This window comes from Thermomicrobium roseum DSM 5159, from assembly GCF_000021685.1.
Taxonomy (GTDB): domain Bacteria; phylum Chloroflexota; class Chloroflexia; order Thermomicrobiales; family Thermomicrobiaceae; genus Thermomicrobium; species Thermomicrobium roseum.
In genome coordinates this window covers 244,042-258,082 of sequence record NC_011961.1, presented here as the reverse complement: position 1 = coordinate 258,082, position 14,041 = coordinate 244,042, and the positions used below count along the sequence as shown (strand labels likewise).

Annotated in this window: 13 protein-coding genes; 9 read left to right on the top strand and 4 right to left on the bottom strand. The window is 69.0% G+C overall.

All coding sequences use genetic code 11. The annotated features are described in order from the left end of the window. Positions 1-164 precede the first annotated feature (164 nt). The 4 genes from TRD_RS10445 (at position 165) to TRD_RS10430 (ending at position 2,606) form a co-directional block, all read left to right on the top strand. Entirely contained in the window at positions 165-1,064 is a 900-nt protein-coding gene (locus TRD_RS10445) for a KaiC domain-containing protein (protein ID WP_012642838.1), read from the top strand. Continuing rightward, complete coding sequence (locus TRD_RS10440; RefSeq protein ID WP_012643312.1) at positions 1,061-1,444, top strand: hypothetical protein; 384 nt, start codon at positions 1,061-1,063, stop codon at positions 1,442-1,444. Before TRD_RS10445 ends, TRD_RS10440 begins: the two co-directional genes overlap by 4 nt. 246 nt (positions 1,445-1,690) lie before the next feature. Then, positions 1,691-2,086, top strand: a complete 396-nt coding sequence (locus tag TRD_RS13860) for a hypothetical protein (protein WP_052294131.1) — start codon at positions 1,691-1,693, stop codon at positions 2,084-2,086. 4 nt (positions 2,087-2,090) lie between these two features. Then, positions 2,091-2,606, top strand: a complete 516-nt coding sequence (locus TRD_RS10430; protein ID WP_012642967.1) for an NUDIX hydrolase — start codon at positions 2,091-2,093, stop codon at positions 2,604-2,606. 409 nt (positions 2,607-3,015) lie between these two features. On the opposite strand, the gene TRD_RS10425 is transcribed toward TRD_RS10430, so the two are convergent. Genes TRD_RS10425 through TRD_RS10415 form a run of 3 tightly spaced genes read right to left on the bottom strand, consistent with a single transcriptional unit; the run spans position 3,016 to position 6,287 of the window. After that, complete coding sequence (locus tag TRD_RS10425) at positions 3,016-4,446, bottom strand: ABC transporter substrate-binding protein (protein WP_012642381.1); 1,431 nt, start codon at positions 4,444-4,446, stop codon at positions 3,016-3,018. Between the two features lie 58 nt (positions 4,447-4,504). Then, the gene (locus TRD_RS10420; RefSeq protein WP_012642526.1) at positions 4,505-5,347 is read right to left on the bottom strand and encodes a carbohydrate ABC transporter permease; all 843 of its coding nucleotides are present in this window, start codon (positions 5,345-5,347) and stop codon (positions 4,505-4,507) included. Beyond that, positions 5,340-6,287 carry a carbohydrate ABC transporter permease gene (locus tag TRD_RS10415; RefSeq protein WP_143714771.1) on the bottom strand — a complete coding sequence of 316 codons (948 nt, stop codon included), beginning with the start codon at positions 6,285-6,287 and terminating at the stop codon, positions 5,340-5,342. The genes TRD_RS10420 and TRD_RS10415 overlap by 8 nt, the downstream gene beginning before the upstream one ends. A 201-nt stretch (positions 6,288-6,488) precedes the next feature. Between TRD_RS10415 and TRD_RS10410 the strand changes: the two genes are divergently transcribed. The 5 genes from TRD_RS10410 (at position 6,489) to menH (ending at position 12,673) form a co-directional block, all read left to right on the top strand. Beyond that, positions 6,489-7,355: a glycerophosphodiester phosphodiesterase gene (locus TRD_RS10410; protein ID WP_012642885.1), complete on the top strand. Its 867-nt coding sequence runs from the start codon at positions 6,489-6,491 to the stop codon at positions 7,353-7,355. Between the two features lie 691 nt (positions 7,356-8,046). Continuing rightward, positions 8,047-8,697 (top strand): TetR/AcrR family transcriptional regulator, encoded by a 651-nt coding sequence (locus tag TRD_RS10405; protein WP_012643125.1) that lies wholly within the window; start codon positions 8,047-8,049, stop codon positions 8,695-8,697. After that, entirely contained in the window at positions 8,694-10,079 is a 1,386-nt protein-coding gene (locus TRD_RS10400; RefSeq protein ID WP_012642614.1) for an isochorismate synthase, read from the top strand. The genes TRD_RS10405 and TRD_RS10400 overlap by 4 nt, the downstream gene beginning before the upstream one ends. Before the next feature lie 3 nt (positions 10,080-10,082). Beyond that, positions 10,083-11,834, top strand: a complete 1,752-nt coding sequence (menD, locus tag TRD_RS10395) for a 2-succinyl-5-enolpyruvyl-6-hydroxy-3-cyclohexene-1-carboxylic-acid synthase (protein ID WP_012642667.1) — start codon at positions 10,083-10,085, stop codon at positions 11,832-11,834. After that, entirely contained in the window at positions 11,831-12,673 is an 843-nt protein-coding gene (gene menH, locus TRD_RS10390) for a 2-succinyl-6-hydroxy-2,4-cyclohexadiene-1-carboxylate synthase (protein ID WP_041437253.1), read from the top strand. Before menD ends, menH begins: the two co-directional genes overlap by 4 nt. Here menH and TRD_RS10385 read toward each other — a convergent pair. Next, positions 12,670-13,950 carry an outer membrane protein assembly factor BamB family protein gene (locus TRD_RS10385; RefSeq protein WP_012643222.1) on the bottom strand — a complete coding sequence of 427 codons (1,281 nt, stop codon included), beginning with the start codon at positions 13,948-13,950 and terminating at the stop codon, positions 12,670-12,672. The genes menH and TRD_RS10385 overlap by 4 nt on opposite strands. Positions 13,951-14,041: the final 91 nt, after the last annotated feature.

Here is a 14,041-nt window from a genome sequence, read left to right as displayed (position 1 = left end):
GTGTACGTACACCGCAAGGGGTGTCCGGACAGGAGCCGCTCCCGCGACCGCACTCCTCCGGCGTTTCCTGGTGCAACCAGCGGTAAGATGGATGGCACCGGCCGAGGTGGCGAGGGTGCGCCGATGCTGCGCGAGGGCGGGGAAAGGACGAGAGGCAGTCGATCATGCGCGAACGACAGGAACCGCTCGTCGAAGCGGTCACTCCATTACAGGAACTGGCCCAGCGCGTTCCCCAGCTCGAGGGTGTCCCGACCGGAGTCCCGGGACTCGACGAACTCTTCTTCGTCACCGAGTGGCGCGAGGGGAAGGCCGTGCGGCGTGTCCTGGGCGGTATCCCACGCTACGCGGTCCTCCAGGTCACCGGGGTATCCGATACCGGCAAGAGTCTCATGGTCGAGCAGTTCGCGGTGGAGCGGGCCCGGCGAGGTGAGCCCTGCATCTTCCTCACGACCGAGGCACCAGGGCCGTTCGTCGCCGGCAGTCTCCAGCTCCGCGCGCAGGCAATGGGAGTACCCCGCGAGGCGATCGACCGCGCCATCATTCTGATCGACGCGGCCACGCACACCAGCTTGACGCACGATCTCGGCACGCTCCTAAGCACGCTCGCCTTCGCCATCCGGACCTACCATGCCCAGGCCGTGGTCATCGACTCGCTCACCGGCTTCTATGAGGCCCGCGAGATGCAGGCGCGCGAAATCGTGCGCCCTCTGTATCTGTTTCTCAAGAAATGGCACCAGACCGCACTGGCGGTCTCCCAAAAGCGGAGCGGGCACGAGCTCCTCACCGCCGAAGCTGCCGGCGGATTCGCCGTCGGTCACATCCTCGATGGCTCGCTCGTCCTCGCCAAGCAACCGGTCCTGTCCTACCAGCAAGCAAAACTGTACCGGACGCCGATCGGCGAGACGGTCCGGCTCTTTCGGATCGATGGTTGCCGGATGAGCGGTCACGATACGGCCACGCACCTACTCGAGATCACCCCAGAAGGACTGGTGCGGATCGGACCGCGGCTGAGCGACCTCGCACGCGGTGCAGCTGTCAGCACAGGAGAGGAGGAGGTGGAATGACACCGATCGAGGTCACGCCGCAGCCACCGGACATCGATCAGCGCGCGCTCCGCGTCTTCCTCAAAGCCATCGAGCTCGTCGGCGGGCCACGCCAGCTGGTCGAGTTGCGACGGCTCACCTGGTTACCCAGTCTGATGGAAGCAGCCTACGCGGTAGTCCTCGCCGAAGAGCATCACTGGCCAGCCGAAGAGATCGCCCGGTTCCTCGGTGTCTCCAGCGCGGCAGCGCGCCACCTCCTGCGCGCTCCCGAGGCAGCCGTGCTGGAGCGCCTCCGCGGCGAGGAACCCAGCGAGCACAACGTCCACATCGCCGGTGGACTGGCCAAACTCGCCCTGGAGGCTCTCCAGCGCGAGGAGGAAAGCGGAACGCACCAGTCGTGATCGAGCCAGCTCGGGAACGGGCAGCACAGCGGCGACGCCTGCGGGGCGGCCCCGCTGATCACCCTTCCCATCGCCTCGCTTCCTGACGAGTGGGTTGGCCGAGCGACCGTTTCAGCACGGGCGGCTCGATCCGGTCCGAGAGTCCTGGGTACTGCGTCCGATCCTCCCTCTTTGCAGGGAGCGACCAGAGTGCTATGCTCAGGCAGACTAGGCCCACGCGGCGATCGACGCGACGGGACGGTGCGGATGACGAGCGAAATCGAAACCTGGGACGGCACACCACCGGACGAGGATCTGGGCTGGCTGACCGAGCCACCCTTGTACTGGATCGTCGAGCATAGCGAGCCGCTCCCGCCGATTCCCGGCCTGACCTATCTGGCGACCAATCGTTACGCCGATTGCGCCGCCGATCAGACACTCGTCGCCACCCCCGACGAGCCGGAGCTCATCGAGCTCCTCCGCGGCGCGCCCGGCGTCCAGGCGATCGAGCCCGGTTACTTCCGGTACTTCTTCCAGGGCGACTCGGTGATCGCCGTGGTCAACAGCGCAGCCATCACCTGGTTCGATTCAGTCGACGAGGCGCTGCGCTGGGACCCCTTCGCCGAGTCCGGCAGCTCGTTCCCGCCCGGCCCCACCTGTTGAGACGATGACTGCCCCGAACGCGCTGGCAGTCTTCACGGTGACGCTCCTCTTCGCCGGTGAGCGGTGTCTGCTCCTCCACCGCCATACCCAGCGCCATCGTTTCCCCGATCTCTGGACCGGTCTCGGGGGACGCGTCGAGCCGACCGAGCTGGCTGACTTGGCCAGCGCCGCTCGCCGAGAACTCGCTGAAGAGACCGGAATACCGCTCCACGACGTACCCTCGCTCGTCCTGCGCCGCGTCCTCCTGCAGCACCGTCCGGCGAGCGCCGAACTGGAACTGCTCCTCTACTTCACCGGCGAACTCGCCAGCCCCCTGACAATCTCGGCGAGTCGGGAGGGGACGCTCCACTGGGTCGCCCCGACCGATCTTCCCGCGCTCCCGCTCGTCGACAACGCGCGCCTGGTCTTGCCGCACCTCGTCGCCGATCGCGCCCGCGATCCAGCCGCAAGCGAGCCGGTCAAGTTGGGCATCGCCCGCTGCGACGAGCAGGGGCGCGTTGTCGCCATCGCCTGGGCCTGATCGCTCGGTCCTCACCAGCCGATCTCCAGTACCCACTGTGCGGCATCGCGCCCGCTCCGGCGGGCACCCAGACCTGCACGACCTCTTGCCGGGCCGAACGGCCAGTGAGTCCGCGCTGGCCACGCCCAACCGGACACCTGCGGCCGGTCGCGCGCTGCCGCTCTCGCCAACGAAGCGTCTCTCCCGAGCTCGTCTCTCACCGGACAGCAGGCACCGATTCACTCGGCTTCTGCTTCTCCTGACACCGCGCAGCCCCGACGCAGCCGGAGCAGAACCGTCCAGCGCTTCTGCTCGTACCACCCTGGCAGCCAGCGCGCCGCGCACGACCGACAAACGAACGGAAAAGACCTGGGCCCCGCCGGAGCGGGAGCCCAGGTTCCGGATGGGGCGATCTCCGGCTCGCGAACCGTCATCCCTCGCGGCGCTTCAGCTGCTCGACCACCGGCTTGGCCTCGCGCTCGAGCGTCTTGGCCACATCGGCGAACACGCCAGCCGGATCCTCCTGCTGCACGGTCACCCGCTCGAGTCCCTTGCCGATGATCTGGTCGCCGTTCGGGATCCAGACGCGCGCTGCATCTTGCGGCCGCGTCTTGGGCAGCTGCTCGACCGCAGTCTTGAAGTTCGGGTTCTCCTTGTAGAAATTCTGCATCTCCTGGCTGGCAATCGCCGACTTGCGCACCGGCATGTAACCGGTATTCTGCGACCACCACATGGTGTTCTCCGGATCGGTCGCGAAGGCCAGGTATTTGAAGGCCGCTTCCTGAATCTCCTTCGGCTTGTTCTTGAGGATCGCCAGGCCGGACCCACCGGTGCAGCAGCCGAAGCCCTTGGGTCCCTCCGGCAGGAAGGCGGTCCCGACCGGGAACGTGGCGGTCTTGAGGATGCCGCGCAGTGAAGCAGTCGAGGCCATCATGGCAGCCGCCGCACCGTTCGTGAAGTCGGCCACGATGTCCTTGGTCGGTACCGCCCAACCGTCCCGCACCGATGCCAGGTACAGCCGACCGGCCTCGACCGCGGGGTCCTCCTGGATGCGGATGGTGAAGTCCGGGTCGGAGTAGCGCCCGCCGTGCTGCCACACCACCGGCTGGAACAGCCAGGCGATGTAGGAGGCGGCACTCGGGTGCGCGAAAGCGTAGCGCGTCGTCTTGTCTCCTTCTTTCTTGAGCAACTTGGGTACCCACTCCAGGAACTCGGCCCAGGTCTGGGGACCGCGGTCCGGCAGTCCGGCCTCCTGCCAGACCTGCTTGTTGTAGTAGAAGAGCGGCGTCGAACGCGCGAACGGCACCCAGTAGACGACTCCCTTGCGCGTCCCTTCCTCGATCAATGGATCGACGTAGTCCTTGGTGTCGATCTTGTTGGCCGCGAAGAGGTCGTCGAGCGGGAGCAGCACGTCGTTGAGATAGAACTTGAACCACCACACATCGGAGAGGAGCACGATGTCCGGCGTGGTCCCGGCCGCGAGCGCTTGGGTCAGCTTCTGCGCCGTTTCCTCGTAATTCCCCTGGTACTGGTAATCGACGACCACGTCCTTCTGGGACTCGTTGAACCGCTTGACCATTCCCTGCTCGGCCTCGCCGAGATTGCCGCTGAACGAGCCCCAGTAGACGACTTTCACCGTCGAGCCGGGCGACGTGACCACCGCCGGCGCAGTCGGGCTCGCCGCCGCTGGTGTCGGGCTGGCTGCGGCTGCAGCAGGTGTCGGGCTCGCCTGGGCTGCGCTGCCTGCCGCCGGCGCCGGTGTCGGTGTCGCCTCCGTCCCGCCGCACGCCGCCAGCAATGCCGCGCTCGAAAGTCCGCCCAGCGCCACGAGCAGTCGCCGTCGCGTCAAGCTCTTGTTCATCGTTGTCCTCCTCCATTCCGTCTCCGACCTCGCCGCGTCGAATCGATCGCTCCGCGCGTCAGCCTTTCAACGCGCCACCTCCGATCCCCTTGACGATCCAGCGCTGCGCCACCACGTAGACGAGGAGCATCGGTACCAGCGCCATCACCGTGCCGGCCAAGATGGGACCCCAGTTCTGCACGCCCTCGACCTGGTAGAGATAAGCCACGCCGACCGGCACCGTGCGCCACTCCAGTCGGTTGGTCACGACCAGCGGCCAGAGGAAGTCGTTCCAGTGCGCCACCAGGTAGATCACCAGAAAGGTCACGATCACCGGCTGCGAGAGCGGCACCACGACATGACGCAGGAGCCCGAGATGCCCGCAGCCGTCCAGCCTCGCCGCATCGAGGAGATCGCGCGGGAGGGTCAGGAAGTGTTGCCGGAACAGGAAGACACCGAAGGCGACAGCGGCGACCGGGATGATCAGCCCCTGATAGGTATTGATCCACCCCAGGCGCGCCACCGTGAGGTAGTTGGGGAGCAGCGTCACGGTTCCGGGGACGAGCAACGCTGCGATCACCACGGCGAAGACCAGCCCCTTTCCCCGCGAGCGGACGAAGACGAGCGCATAAGCGGAGAGGAGCGCGAAGAGGAGTTCGAGCGCCACGGCCCCGAGCGTGGTCACGATGCTGTTGACGAAGAACCGCCCGAAGGGAACCGCCTGCCAGGCCTCGACGAAATTCCCCCACTGTGGCTGGCGCGGTATCCAGACCGGTGGGAAGGTGTAGATCTCCTGGTTCGTCTTGAGTGCTCCCGTCGCCACCCAGTAGAGCGGCAATCCCATGATCACCACGACCAGCCCCACCAGTAGGCCGCGCAGGCCGGTCGCGATCGCTCGTCGCCAGTTGCGCCGTTCAGTCATAGGAGACCCTCCGCTCGCCGAGCCGCACCTGCAGCCAGCTGATCACCGCCAACAGGGCGAACAGCACCACCGCCGCAGCCGCTGCCCGCCCGGCATTGAAGGCGACGAACCCCTGCTCCCAGATGTAGAAGAGCAGCGTCGTCGTCGCGTTGACTGGCCCACCATCGGTCAGGACCCGGATCAGATCGAAGGCCTGGAACGAGGCGATCGTCGAGACGACCAGGAGAAACAGCGTGATCGGCCCCAATTGCGGCAGCGTGATCGAGCGGAAGCGCTGCCACACCCCTGCCCCGTCGACCGTTGCCGCTTCGTACAGCTCCTGGGGAATCCGCTGCAAACCGGCCAGGTAGACGATCGTGCTGAAGCCGACGTTCTTCCAGACGTAGACCAGGATGACCGCGACCATAGCCAGGCGCGGGTGATTGAGCCAGTCCGGCGACACCGTCCCCAGCCAGCTCGCCACCTGCGCCACCAGGCCGAAGCGCGGGTTGAGCATGTTGACCCAGAAGACGGCCACCGCCGCACCGCTCAGCACGTACGGCGCGAAGACGACGCCGCGCGCCAGCGCCAGCCCACGCAATGGCTGATCGAGCACCAGGGCGAACGCCAACCCGAGCAGCATCGTCCCGCCCACCGTGCCCAGCGTGAAGACGACGGTATTGCGCACGACTTCGCGAAACTCGCTGTCTTCGAGCAGGAACCGGTAGTTCTCGAGCCCGACGAAGATCTTGACGGGACTGATCAGGTCCCACTGCATCAGGCTCAGGTAAGCGTTGTAGACGAGCGGCCAGTAGGTGAAGACGACCAAGAGGATCAAGTTGGGCGCGACGAGCAGCCAGAAGAGCGGCCACTCATCGATCGCCTGGCGCAACCGCTCCAGCCTCTCCCCGGCGAGCGGCCGTACTCGTGTCGCTGCCTCGGTCCGTTCCAGCACCTTCATCGCTCGCTCCCGACCGTCCCCCGCGTTCGGTCCGTGCGATTGATACGGCATGCCTCCCCCCGAGATGTTGCGGTTCGGTTACCGGCAGGCCGTCTGCCCGCCACGCAGCCGGCTATCGCAATCGTTCGGTCACGACTCGCACGTCGATCTGCTCGACAATGTCAGCGAAAAGGGGGAAGCTGGAAGGAAAGGAGCAAGACGATGCAGAGCACCGAGTTGCGGCACGAACTGTTCCGGCACTGGCCTGCCCGTCCCTGGGTCATCGCCCACCGGGGCGCCTCCGGCCTGGCACCGGAGAACACGCTGACCGCTTTCATCCTGGCCGTCGAGCAAGGGGCACACGGGATCGAGTGCGACCTCCGCCTCACGCGCGATGGGCACGTCGTCATCTGCCACGATGCCTCGGTCCAGCGCACCACCAACGGACACGGCCTCGTCCACGAGCACACGCTGGCCGAGCTGCGCCTGCTCGACGCTGGCTATACCTTCACCACCGATCGCGGGGCGAGCTACCCCTTCCGCGGCCTGGGGCTGCGCATTCCGACCTTTGAGGAACTGCTCGCCGCTCTGCCGAACCACGTGGTCATCAACGCCGAGATCAAGTCGGCTCCCTGGGACCCCGCCGATCGCCAGCGCGGCCAGGCGATCGCCGAGCGCGTCGTCGCCTTGGTACGCCAGCGACCCGACCTGCGCGCGCGTCTGCTCGTCTCTTCCTTCGATGCTGCCGTGCTCGATACCGTCCGCCGACTCGACCCCGAGCTGGCGGTCGCCCTCTGCACGCTACCGCTCGCCCCTTTGCCCGAGCAGCTGCGCGGCACGCTCGAGCGCGGGTACGACGCCTTCCACCCGATGGACGTCGGCTTCGACCAGCACGGCGCCGCCGTCATCGCCGCCGCGCATGAGGCCGGCGTGCCGGTGAACGTCTGGACGGTCGATGTCCCCGACCGGGCCATCGAACTGGTCGCGCTCGGCGTCGACGGCATCATCACCGATTACCCGGAAGCGACCCGACACGCCCTGACGCGCGCCGCCAGCGCCACCGCGACCGCCCGCCCCGTCACTCCCTGACCAGCGCGCTCGGCCCTCCACCAGCTCTCCGCCTGCCGGGCCGCCAGGGTAAGCGGGAACGACCGTCGCGAACCTCCGCCGCCATCTCCAACTCTCTCTCCAGACCCCTTGCCCATAGGCGACACAGCGGGTCTTGCTCCCGGCGCAGCGAGCGCGGGTGTCAACGAGAGCGAAGGGCTACCGGAACCAGCGGTATGCGCGACAGCCCGGTCGCTCGCACCGCCGCCTCTACCTTCTCGCAGCGGTACCTCCCCACCCCAGGGAGCACACCGCCCATGAACCGGCATACCCCCTCTGAGGTCTCCTCTACCGCGCTTCGGCCCGCGCCACCCGGCTTCCGCTCCCTCCCCGCTCGGTACCCCACCCCACGCAGCGGCCAAGCGCCTCGCTTGCGACGTGTCACTCGCCCCGCACACCAGCGACGAGCGCTCCGTGCTGACCCGGCACCGCTTGCTCCCGCACGCACCTGTTTCCCAGGCCCGCTCCGGCCGTTGTGGAGTCGATCGCCGCCACCCGCCCGAGCGAGGCTGCACCGTTGTCCGCCCAGGCTCCGCAGCAGCTTCCCTCCGTTGGCCCAACGCGGACGAACTGGCTCTGCGCCGCTCGCGCAGGGCAGCAACCCCGGCAGCGCACCGACCAGCCGTGCTACACTGAATCCGACTGACGCGTCGGTCGGATTCGGGAGGCCGCCATGGCACAGCTGACCAACCAGCCCACCAGCCAGGTGCTCCAGCCGCGGGCACGCGAGCGGCGCGAGCGGATCCTCGATGCCGCCCTGGCTGTCTTCACTCGCCGCGGCTACCGCGAGGCCACCATGGACGAGGTGGCCGAGGCGGCCGCCACTTCCAAGGGTGGCGTCTACTTCCACTTCCCCGGGAAGGAAGCCCTCTTCCTGGCCCTGCTCGAGCGGAGTGCCGCGCTCCTCCTGCAGCGAACGCAACTGGCGCTCGAGCGGACCCCCGACCCCGCCGGCAAGCTGGACGCCGCGCTCGACGTCGTCCTCCGCCTCTTCGCGTCCCACCGCGACCTGGCCCGGCTCTTTCTCGTCGAGGCGCTGGCGGCCGGACCAGCCATCCAGGAGGCACTCCTGGCGATCCGACGCCGCTTCGCCGCCCTGATCGCCAGCGAGCTCGCGCGTGCTCGAGAGGATGGCCTGATCGGCCCGCTCGATCCGCAGCTGGCGGCCACCGCCTGTTTCGGAGCCATCTACGAGGTCGTCACCCAGTGGCTGTTGTCCGGCTCGCCGGCCGATCTCGCCGAAGCCGCCCCGGAACTCCGCCGCCTGCTCCGTCGCCTGGTCGGCCTCCCCGACCGCTCGCTGGACGAGGATGGAACCCTATGAGCTGCCGAGTGCTCGATGCTCCCCAGGCTACCCTCCAGGAACTCTGGCCGCTGGCCGAGCGGCAGGCCCGCGCGCACGATCGCCCAGTGATCCTGAGCTGCGCGGAGCACTGCGAACCGGTCGACCCGATCGCGCTCTTCGCCCGCGCGGCCAGCCACCTCCCGCGCGTCCTCTGGCTCGTCCCCGAACGAGAGGAGGCGCTGGTTGGGCTGGCCGGCCAGCGCCTGCCGCTCCAGTCGGTGACGAGCCCGAGTCTCCCCCTGCCAGCTCGCCTCGCCGCTGCCTGGCGGGCACTGGCTCAGGACGCGCTGGCCGAGGGACCGCTCCCACCGCTGGCTGTCGCCGGGCTCGCCTTCGATCCGGCGGACGAGCGCCCCGATCCCTGGTGGCAGCCGTTCGGTCAGGGCCAGCTTCTCCTGCCGCGCCTGCTCTACCGGCAACAGGGGGCGCTCGCCTGCCGGTCCGTGCAAGCGGCTGTGTTCCCCGGCGAGCGCGAACCGCGCGCGCTCCTGACCTGGCCGACGAGTTCGCTGCCGACTCCATCGGCCGCTCCTCGCTCGGTCGTCCAGCACGAACTGGTCCGACCGGACGACTGGCGGCGCATGATCCAGCACGCGCTGGCCGCGATCGCTGCTGGCGATCTCCGCAAGGTCGTCCTGGCCCGCGCCCGCGAGCTGGTGGCTGCCGACCCCTTCCCGCTCGAGCAGGCCCTGCGGGAGCTTGCGGCCCGCTATCCGAGTTGCACCGTGTTCGCCATCGGGATCGGCGAGACCGTCTTCCTGGGGGCGAGCCCGGAGCGACTCGCCCGGGTCGCCCACGGCACCGTCGCCACCGTCGCCCTGGCCGGCTCGCGCCCGCGCGCGAGCTCGCCGGAACAGGACCACCGCGCGGCCGAGGAACTGCGCCGGAGCGACAAGGACCGCCACGAGCACGCGCTGGTCGTCGAGGCGATCCGCTCGGCGCTCGCCCCGCTCTGCACCAGCCTGAGCATCCCGGAAGAACCAGTGGTCGTTTCCATGGCCAACGTGCATCACTTGGCCACGCCGATCAGCGGCATCCTCCACGATGGCGCCAGTGTGCTCGACGTCGTGGCCCGCCTCCACCCGACGCCAGCCGTCGGCGGGACGCCGCGCGAGGCAGCGCTCGCTTTCATCCGCCAGCGCGAGCCGGTTCCCCGTGGCTGGTACGCCGGTGCGCTCGGCTGGATCGAAGCGAGCGGTGACGGCGAGATCGTCGTCGGCCTGCGCTCCGGCCTGGTGCGCAGCCAGCAGGCGCGACTCTACGCTGGGTGCGGCATCGTCGCCGATTCCGATTCAGTGGCCGAATGGGCGGAAGCCGAAGCGAAGTTCCGGCCGATGCTCGAGGCGCTCGCGGGAGGCTGAGCGATGGAGCATCGCACCGCGCTCGGCGCGACCGTCACTGCCTTCGTCACCGCACTGGCCGATGCCGGCCTCCGGCACGCCTGCTTCGCGCCGGGGTCGCGCTCCACACCGCTCGTCCTCGGACTGGCGCGCGAGCCGCGCATCCGCCTCTGGGACCATCTGGACGAGCGTTCGGCTGGCTTTTTCGCCCTGGGGCTCGCCCGGGGACTCGACGAGCCGGTCGCCGTCGTGACCACCTCCGGAACTGCCGCCGCCAACCTGCTCCCTGCCGTCGTCGAGGCGAACCTGGCCCAGGTCCCGCTGGTCGTCCTGACCGCCGACCGACCGCCCGAGCTGCGCGACGCCGGTGCGCCGCAGACGATCGACCAGCTCCGGCTCTACGGGACGCACGTCAAGTGGTTCTCCGAACTCCCGCCGCCGGACGGCACGCCGCTCGTCCAGCGCGCGGCGGCGTCCGCTGCTCGTCGGGCCGTCGCGCTCGCCCGCGCCTTCCCGCCAGGGCCCGTCCACCTGAACCTGCCCTACCGCGAGCCGCTCGTCCCCCACTTCGGCCTGAGCATCGCCGCACCGGCCGGGGCTGTCCTGAGCGGAACACCGCAGCTGGACGAGCGCGAGCTGGCGGAGGTCGCGGCGTTACTGGCTCGACGCCGACGCGGCGTCGTATTGGCCGGGCCGCAGCCGGACCCCGCACTGGCTCCGGCGCTCGTCGAGCTGGCCAGCCTGCTCGGTTACCCGATCCTGGCCGATCCGCTGTCGCAGCTCCGGGCTGGCCCGCATCCGCGCGACCTCGTGCTCGATGCCTACGATGCCGTCCTGCGGGAGCCGGAGGCGCTGCCGGCGCTCCAGCCGGAGCTCGTCCTGCGCGTCGGCGCGATCCCGACCTCGAAGCCGCTGCAGCTCGCGCTGGAGGCGTGGGAGAACACCGAGCAGATTCTTTTGGCTGCCGGAAACTGGCCGGACCCGGCGCACCGGGCCAGTTGGGTCCTCCAAGGTGCCCTGAGGCCGACTGTCCGCGCCCTGACCCGCGCCCTCGCGCTCGCCACGCCGCGGCCGGACACCGACTGGCTCGCCCGTTGGCGGGCAGTCGATCGCGCGGCCCGGGCCGCGCTCGAGGCTGGGCTCGCCGAACTCGATGAGCCGTTCGAGGGCCGCGTCTTCCGCGAGCTGGCTGAACTCTTGCCGGACGGCGCAGCGCTCGTCGCCGGGAACAGCATGCCGGTCCGCGACCTGGACGCGTTTTTCCCCTCCGTTCCGCAGCGGGTGCGCATCTTCGCCAATCGCGGAGCCAACGGGATCGACGGCGTCACGTCGACTGCGCTCGGTATCGCCGCGGCCCGTACCGGCCCGACCGTCCTGGTGACCGGCGATCTGTCCTTCTACCATGACCTCACCGGGCTCCTGGCGGCACGGCGCCATCGCCTGCGCGCGACCATCGTGCTCCTCCACAACGACGGCGGCGGCATCTTTTCCTTTCTTCCCCAGGCGCACGAGGTACCGGAGCAGTTCGAGTTCCTGTTCGGCACGCCGCACGGTCTCGATTTCCAGCACGCCGCCGCCCTCTTCGGGCTGGCCTATGCCCGTCCCACCGATCGCTCGAGCGTCCGGGACGCTCTGGCCGCAGCACTGGTCGCCGACCGGACCAGCATCGTCGAGCTGCGCAGCGACCGGCAGCGCAACGTCGTGCTCCACCAGGAGCTCTGGGCACGAGCGCGCGCCGCGGTGCGGGACGCGCTGGCCGCGGGAACCCGGCGATGAGGGTGTGGGACGAAGAGCGGACGATCGCTGTCCGCGGCGTCACTTACCGCGTCTGTGCGGCCGGGCAGGGACCGCCGCTGGCCCTGCTGCACGGGTTCGCTGGCTCGAGCGCGCACTGGGCGCCGCTCGCTCCGGAACTGGTCGCTCGCGGCTGGCGCGTCATCGCACCGGATCTCCTCGGCCACGGTCGGACCGACGCACCGAGCGCGCCGACCCGCTACGCGGCTGCCGAGCAGGTGGCCGACCTGGCGAGCCTGCTCGGCGAACTCGTTTCCGGACCGGTCAGGCTGCTCGGCTACTCGATGGGCGGGCGACTAGCGCTCCACCTGGCACTCGCCCATCCCGAGCGGATCGCGGCGCTCGTCCTGGAAAGCGCCTCACCAGGACTCGACGACCCGGCCGAGCGTGCTGCCCGCCAGCGTGCCGACGAGGAACTCGCCACCGCGATCGAGCAGCGGGGCATGGACTGGTTCGCCGACTATTGGGAGCGCTTGCCACTCTTCGCCAGCCGGCAGCGGCTGAGCGCCGAACGACGCGCCGCGCTGCGCGCCGAGTGGCTGGCCCAGCGCCCGCACGGGCTGGGTGCCTCCCTGCGCGGCTTCGGCACCGGCAGCATGCCAGCGGTGTGGGACCGCTTGTCCGAGCTGCGCATGCCGGTCCTGGTGATCGCTGGAGCGCTCGATACCCGCTATGCCGCGCTCAGCCAGGCGATGGCCGCACGCATCCCCGCAAGCCAGCTGGTGATCGTCCCCGCGGCCGGGCATACCGTGCATCTGGAGCAGCCCGCAGCCTTCCTGGCTGCACTCGAGCGCTTTTTTCGCCAGCTGCCCGACCGCTAACGTCCACTCGCCGCTCGCGCCTCCGGGGCCAATGGTCCGATCCAGCAGCAGTACCCGTCGTCCGTCAGGGTCGCCAGGACGCGCTCGTCGCCCCGTCGGAGATCGCGCCGCACCACGGTCCATGTCGGCGCGCCAGTCGACTGCTCCGCCGCCGTTTCGACGGAGCGGTTCAGCACGACCGTCCCGTCGGGGAGAAAATCGACGTCGCGCACGAAGCCCGGGAGGTCGACTACCCGCACGACACTCTGGTCACGGAGGTCGACGAGTGCCAGGATGGGACGATCGGACGCGCCCGTCTCTTGCACGACGACCCACGCCACGCGGTCTTTGGGAACCAGGCGGAGGGCGATGCCATAGGCGCGGCCGGCAAGCCCCAGCTCCCGATCGACCGCGACCGCCTGCCGGAAGGTCCCGTCGCGATCGAGTACGACGAGGAGGGCGTTCCGGAGGAGGAGTACGACCGAGCGATCGTCAGTCGCTGCTGTAACGATCGGTTCATCGTTCCGCAGGCCACGAGCCGCGAGTTCGGCCCGTGGGATTGGAAGCTGGTCCAGGAGCACACCGCTCGTCGGATCGATAGCTAGTAAGCCGCCTGATGCCTGGGCCAGCCGCAGACCGTTCCGGATTCCCGACGGCAGAACAGCACAGGTGGCGGCAAAATGGGCAACCGGCGACCCGAGGAGCGGACAGTAGCCTGGCACCTGGCGCATCCACGGTCGCCACGAGCGGGTCTCCACATCATAGGCGGCCACCGCCCACTCATCAGGGTAGGGCAGGTTCTTCCGCAGCATGGCGAAGAGGACCTTTTGCTGGACCCAGCTGAGGACCGTTATGGTCGAGACGAATGTGCCGTAGGGCAGATTGCAACTGGTGAAGAACCACCCCGGTGGCGGATCGACGACGAGCATCTTCTCCGGTTGGCTCGTCGGCACGAGCACGAGGCGCTCGGAAACCAGGGCGACCCACCGGCCGTCCGGCGAGGGGGACACGGCACACGAGTAATCGAGCGGCACCGCTGCCCGCCAGACTGCGTGCCCATCTCGCGGATCGAGCGCGACCAGCTGCCCCGGCTCGAAGAGATAGACGACCGCAGGCGATTCTTCGGCACGACGGCACCCACTGCCGGTGACCAAAAGCACGAGCGCGACGAGGAGCACGCTGCCGCGCAGCCACTGCCCGGCGCAACGCGGTGAGCGTGCTTGTCCCTTGGCCCGGAGCAAGAGAATGCCAGTTCGGCTCGGCTGCCTGACGAGAACTCGTGTGCCGGTGGACAGCATGGTGCGCCGCTGCTCCTGCGATGACTGCCTCGCCGCGCTCTCCGCGTTTCCCGAACTGCTTCAGCCGGGACATCGCAGCCCGCTCTCGTGC

Coding starts and splice junctions, on each gene's coding strand:
- TRD_RS10445 (WP_012642838.1), top strand. CDS start 165: ATGCGCGAACGACAGGAACCGCTCGTCGAAGCGGTCACTCCATTACAG.
- TRD_RS10440 (WP_012643312.1), top strand. CDS start 1,061: ATGACACCGATCGAGGTCACGCCGCAGCCACCGGACATCGATCAGCGC.
- TRD_RS13860 (WP_052294131.1), top strand. CDS start 1,691: ATGACGAGCGAAATCGAAACCTGGGACGGCACACCACCGGACGAGGAT.
- TRD_RS10430 (WP_012642967.1), top strand. CDS start 2,091: ATGACTGCCCCGAACGCGCTGGCAGTCTTCACGGTGACGCTCCTCTTC.
- TRD_RS10425 (WP_012642381.1), bottom strand. CDS start 4,446: ATGAACAAGAGCTTGACGCGACGGCGACTGCTCGTGGCGCTGGGCGGA.
- TRD_RS10420 (WP_012642526.1), bottom strand. CDS start 5,347: ATGACTGAACGGCGCAACTGGCGACGAGCGATCGCGACCGGCCTGCGC.
- TRD_RS10415 (WP_143714771.1), bottom strand. CDS start 6,287: ATGAAGGTGCTGGAACGGACCGAGGCAGCGACACGAGTACGGCCGCTC.
- TRD_RS10410 (WP_012642885.1), top strand. CDS start 6,489: ATGCAGAGCACCGAGTTGCGGCACGAACTGTTCCGGCACTGGCCTGCC.
- TRD_RS10405 (WP_012643125.1), top strand. CDS start 8,047: ATGGCACAGCTGACCAACCAGCCCACCAGCCAGGTGCTCCAGCCGCGG.
- TRD_RS10400 (WP_012642614.1), top strand. CDS start 8,694: ATGAGCTGCCGAGTGCTCGATGCTCCCCAGGCTACCCTCCAGGAACTC.
- menD (WP_012642667.1), top strand. CDS start 10,083: ATGGAGCATCGCACCGCGCTCGGCGCGACCGTCACTGCCTTCGTCACC.
- menH (WP_041437253.1), top strand. CDS start 11,831: ATGAGGGTGTGGGACGAAGAGCGGACGATCGCTGTCCGCGGCGTCACT.
- TRD_RS10385 (WP_012643222.1), bottom strand. CDS start 13,950: ATGCTGTCCACCGGCACACGAGTTCTCGTCAGGCAGCCGAGCCGAACT.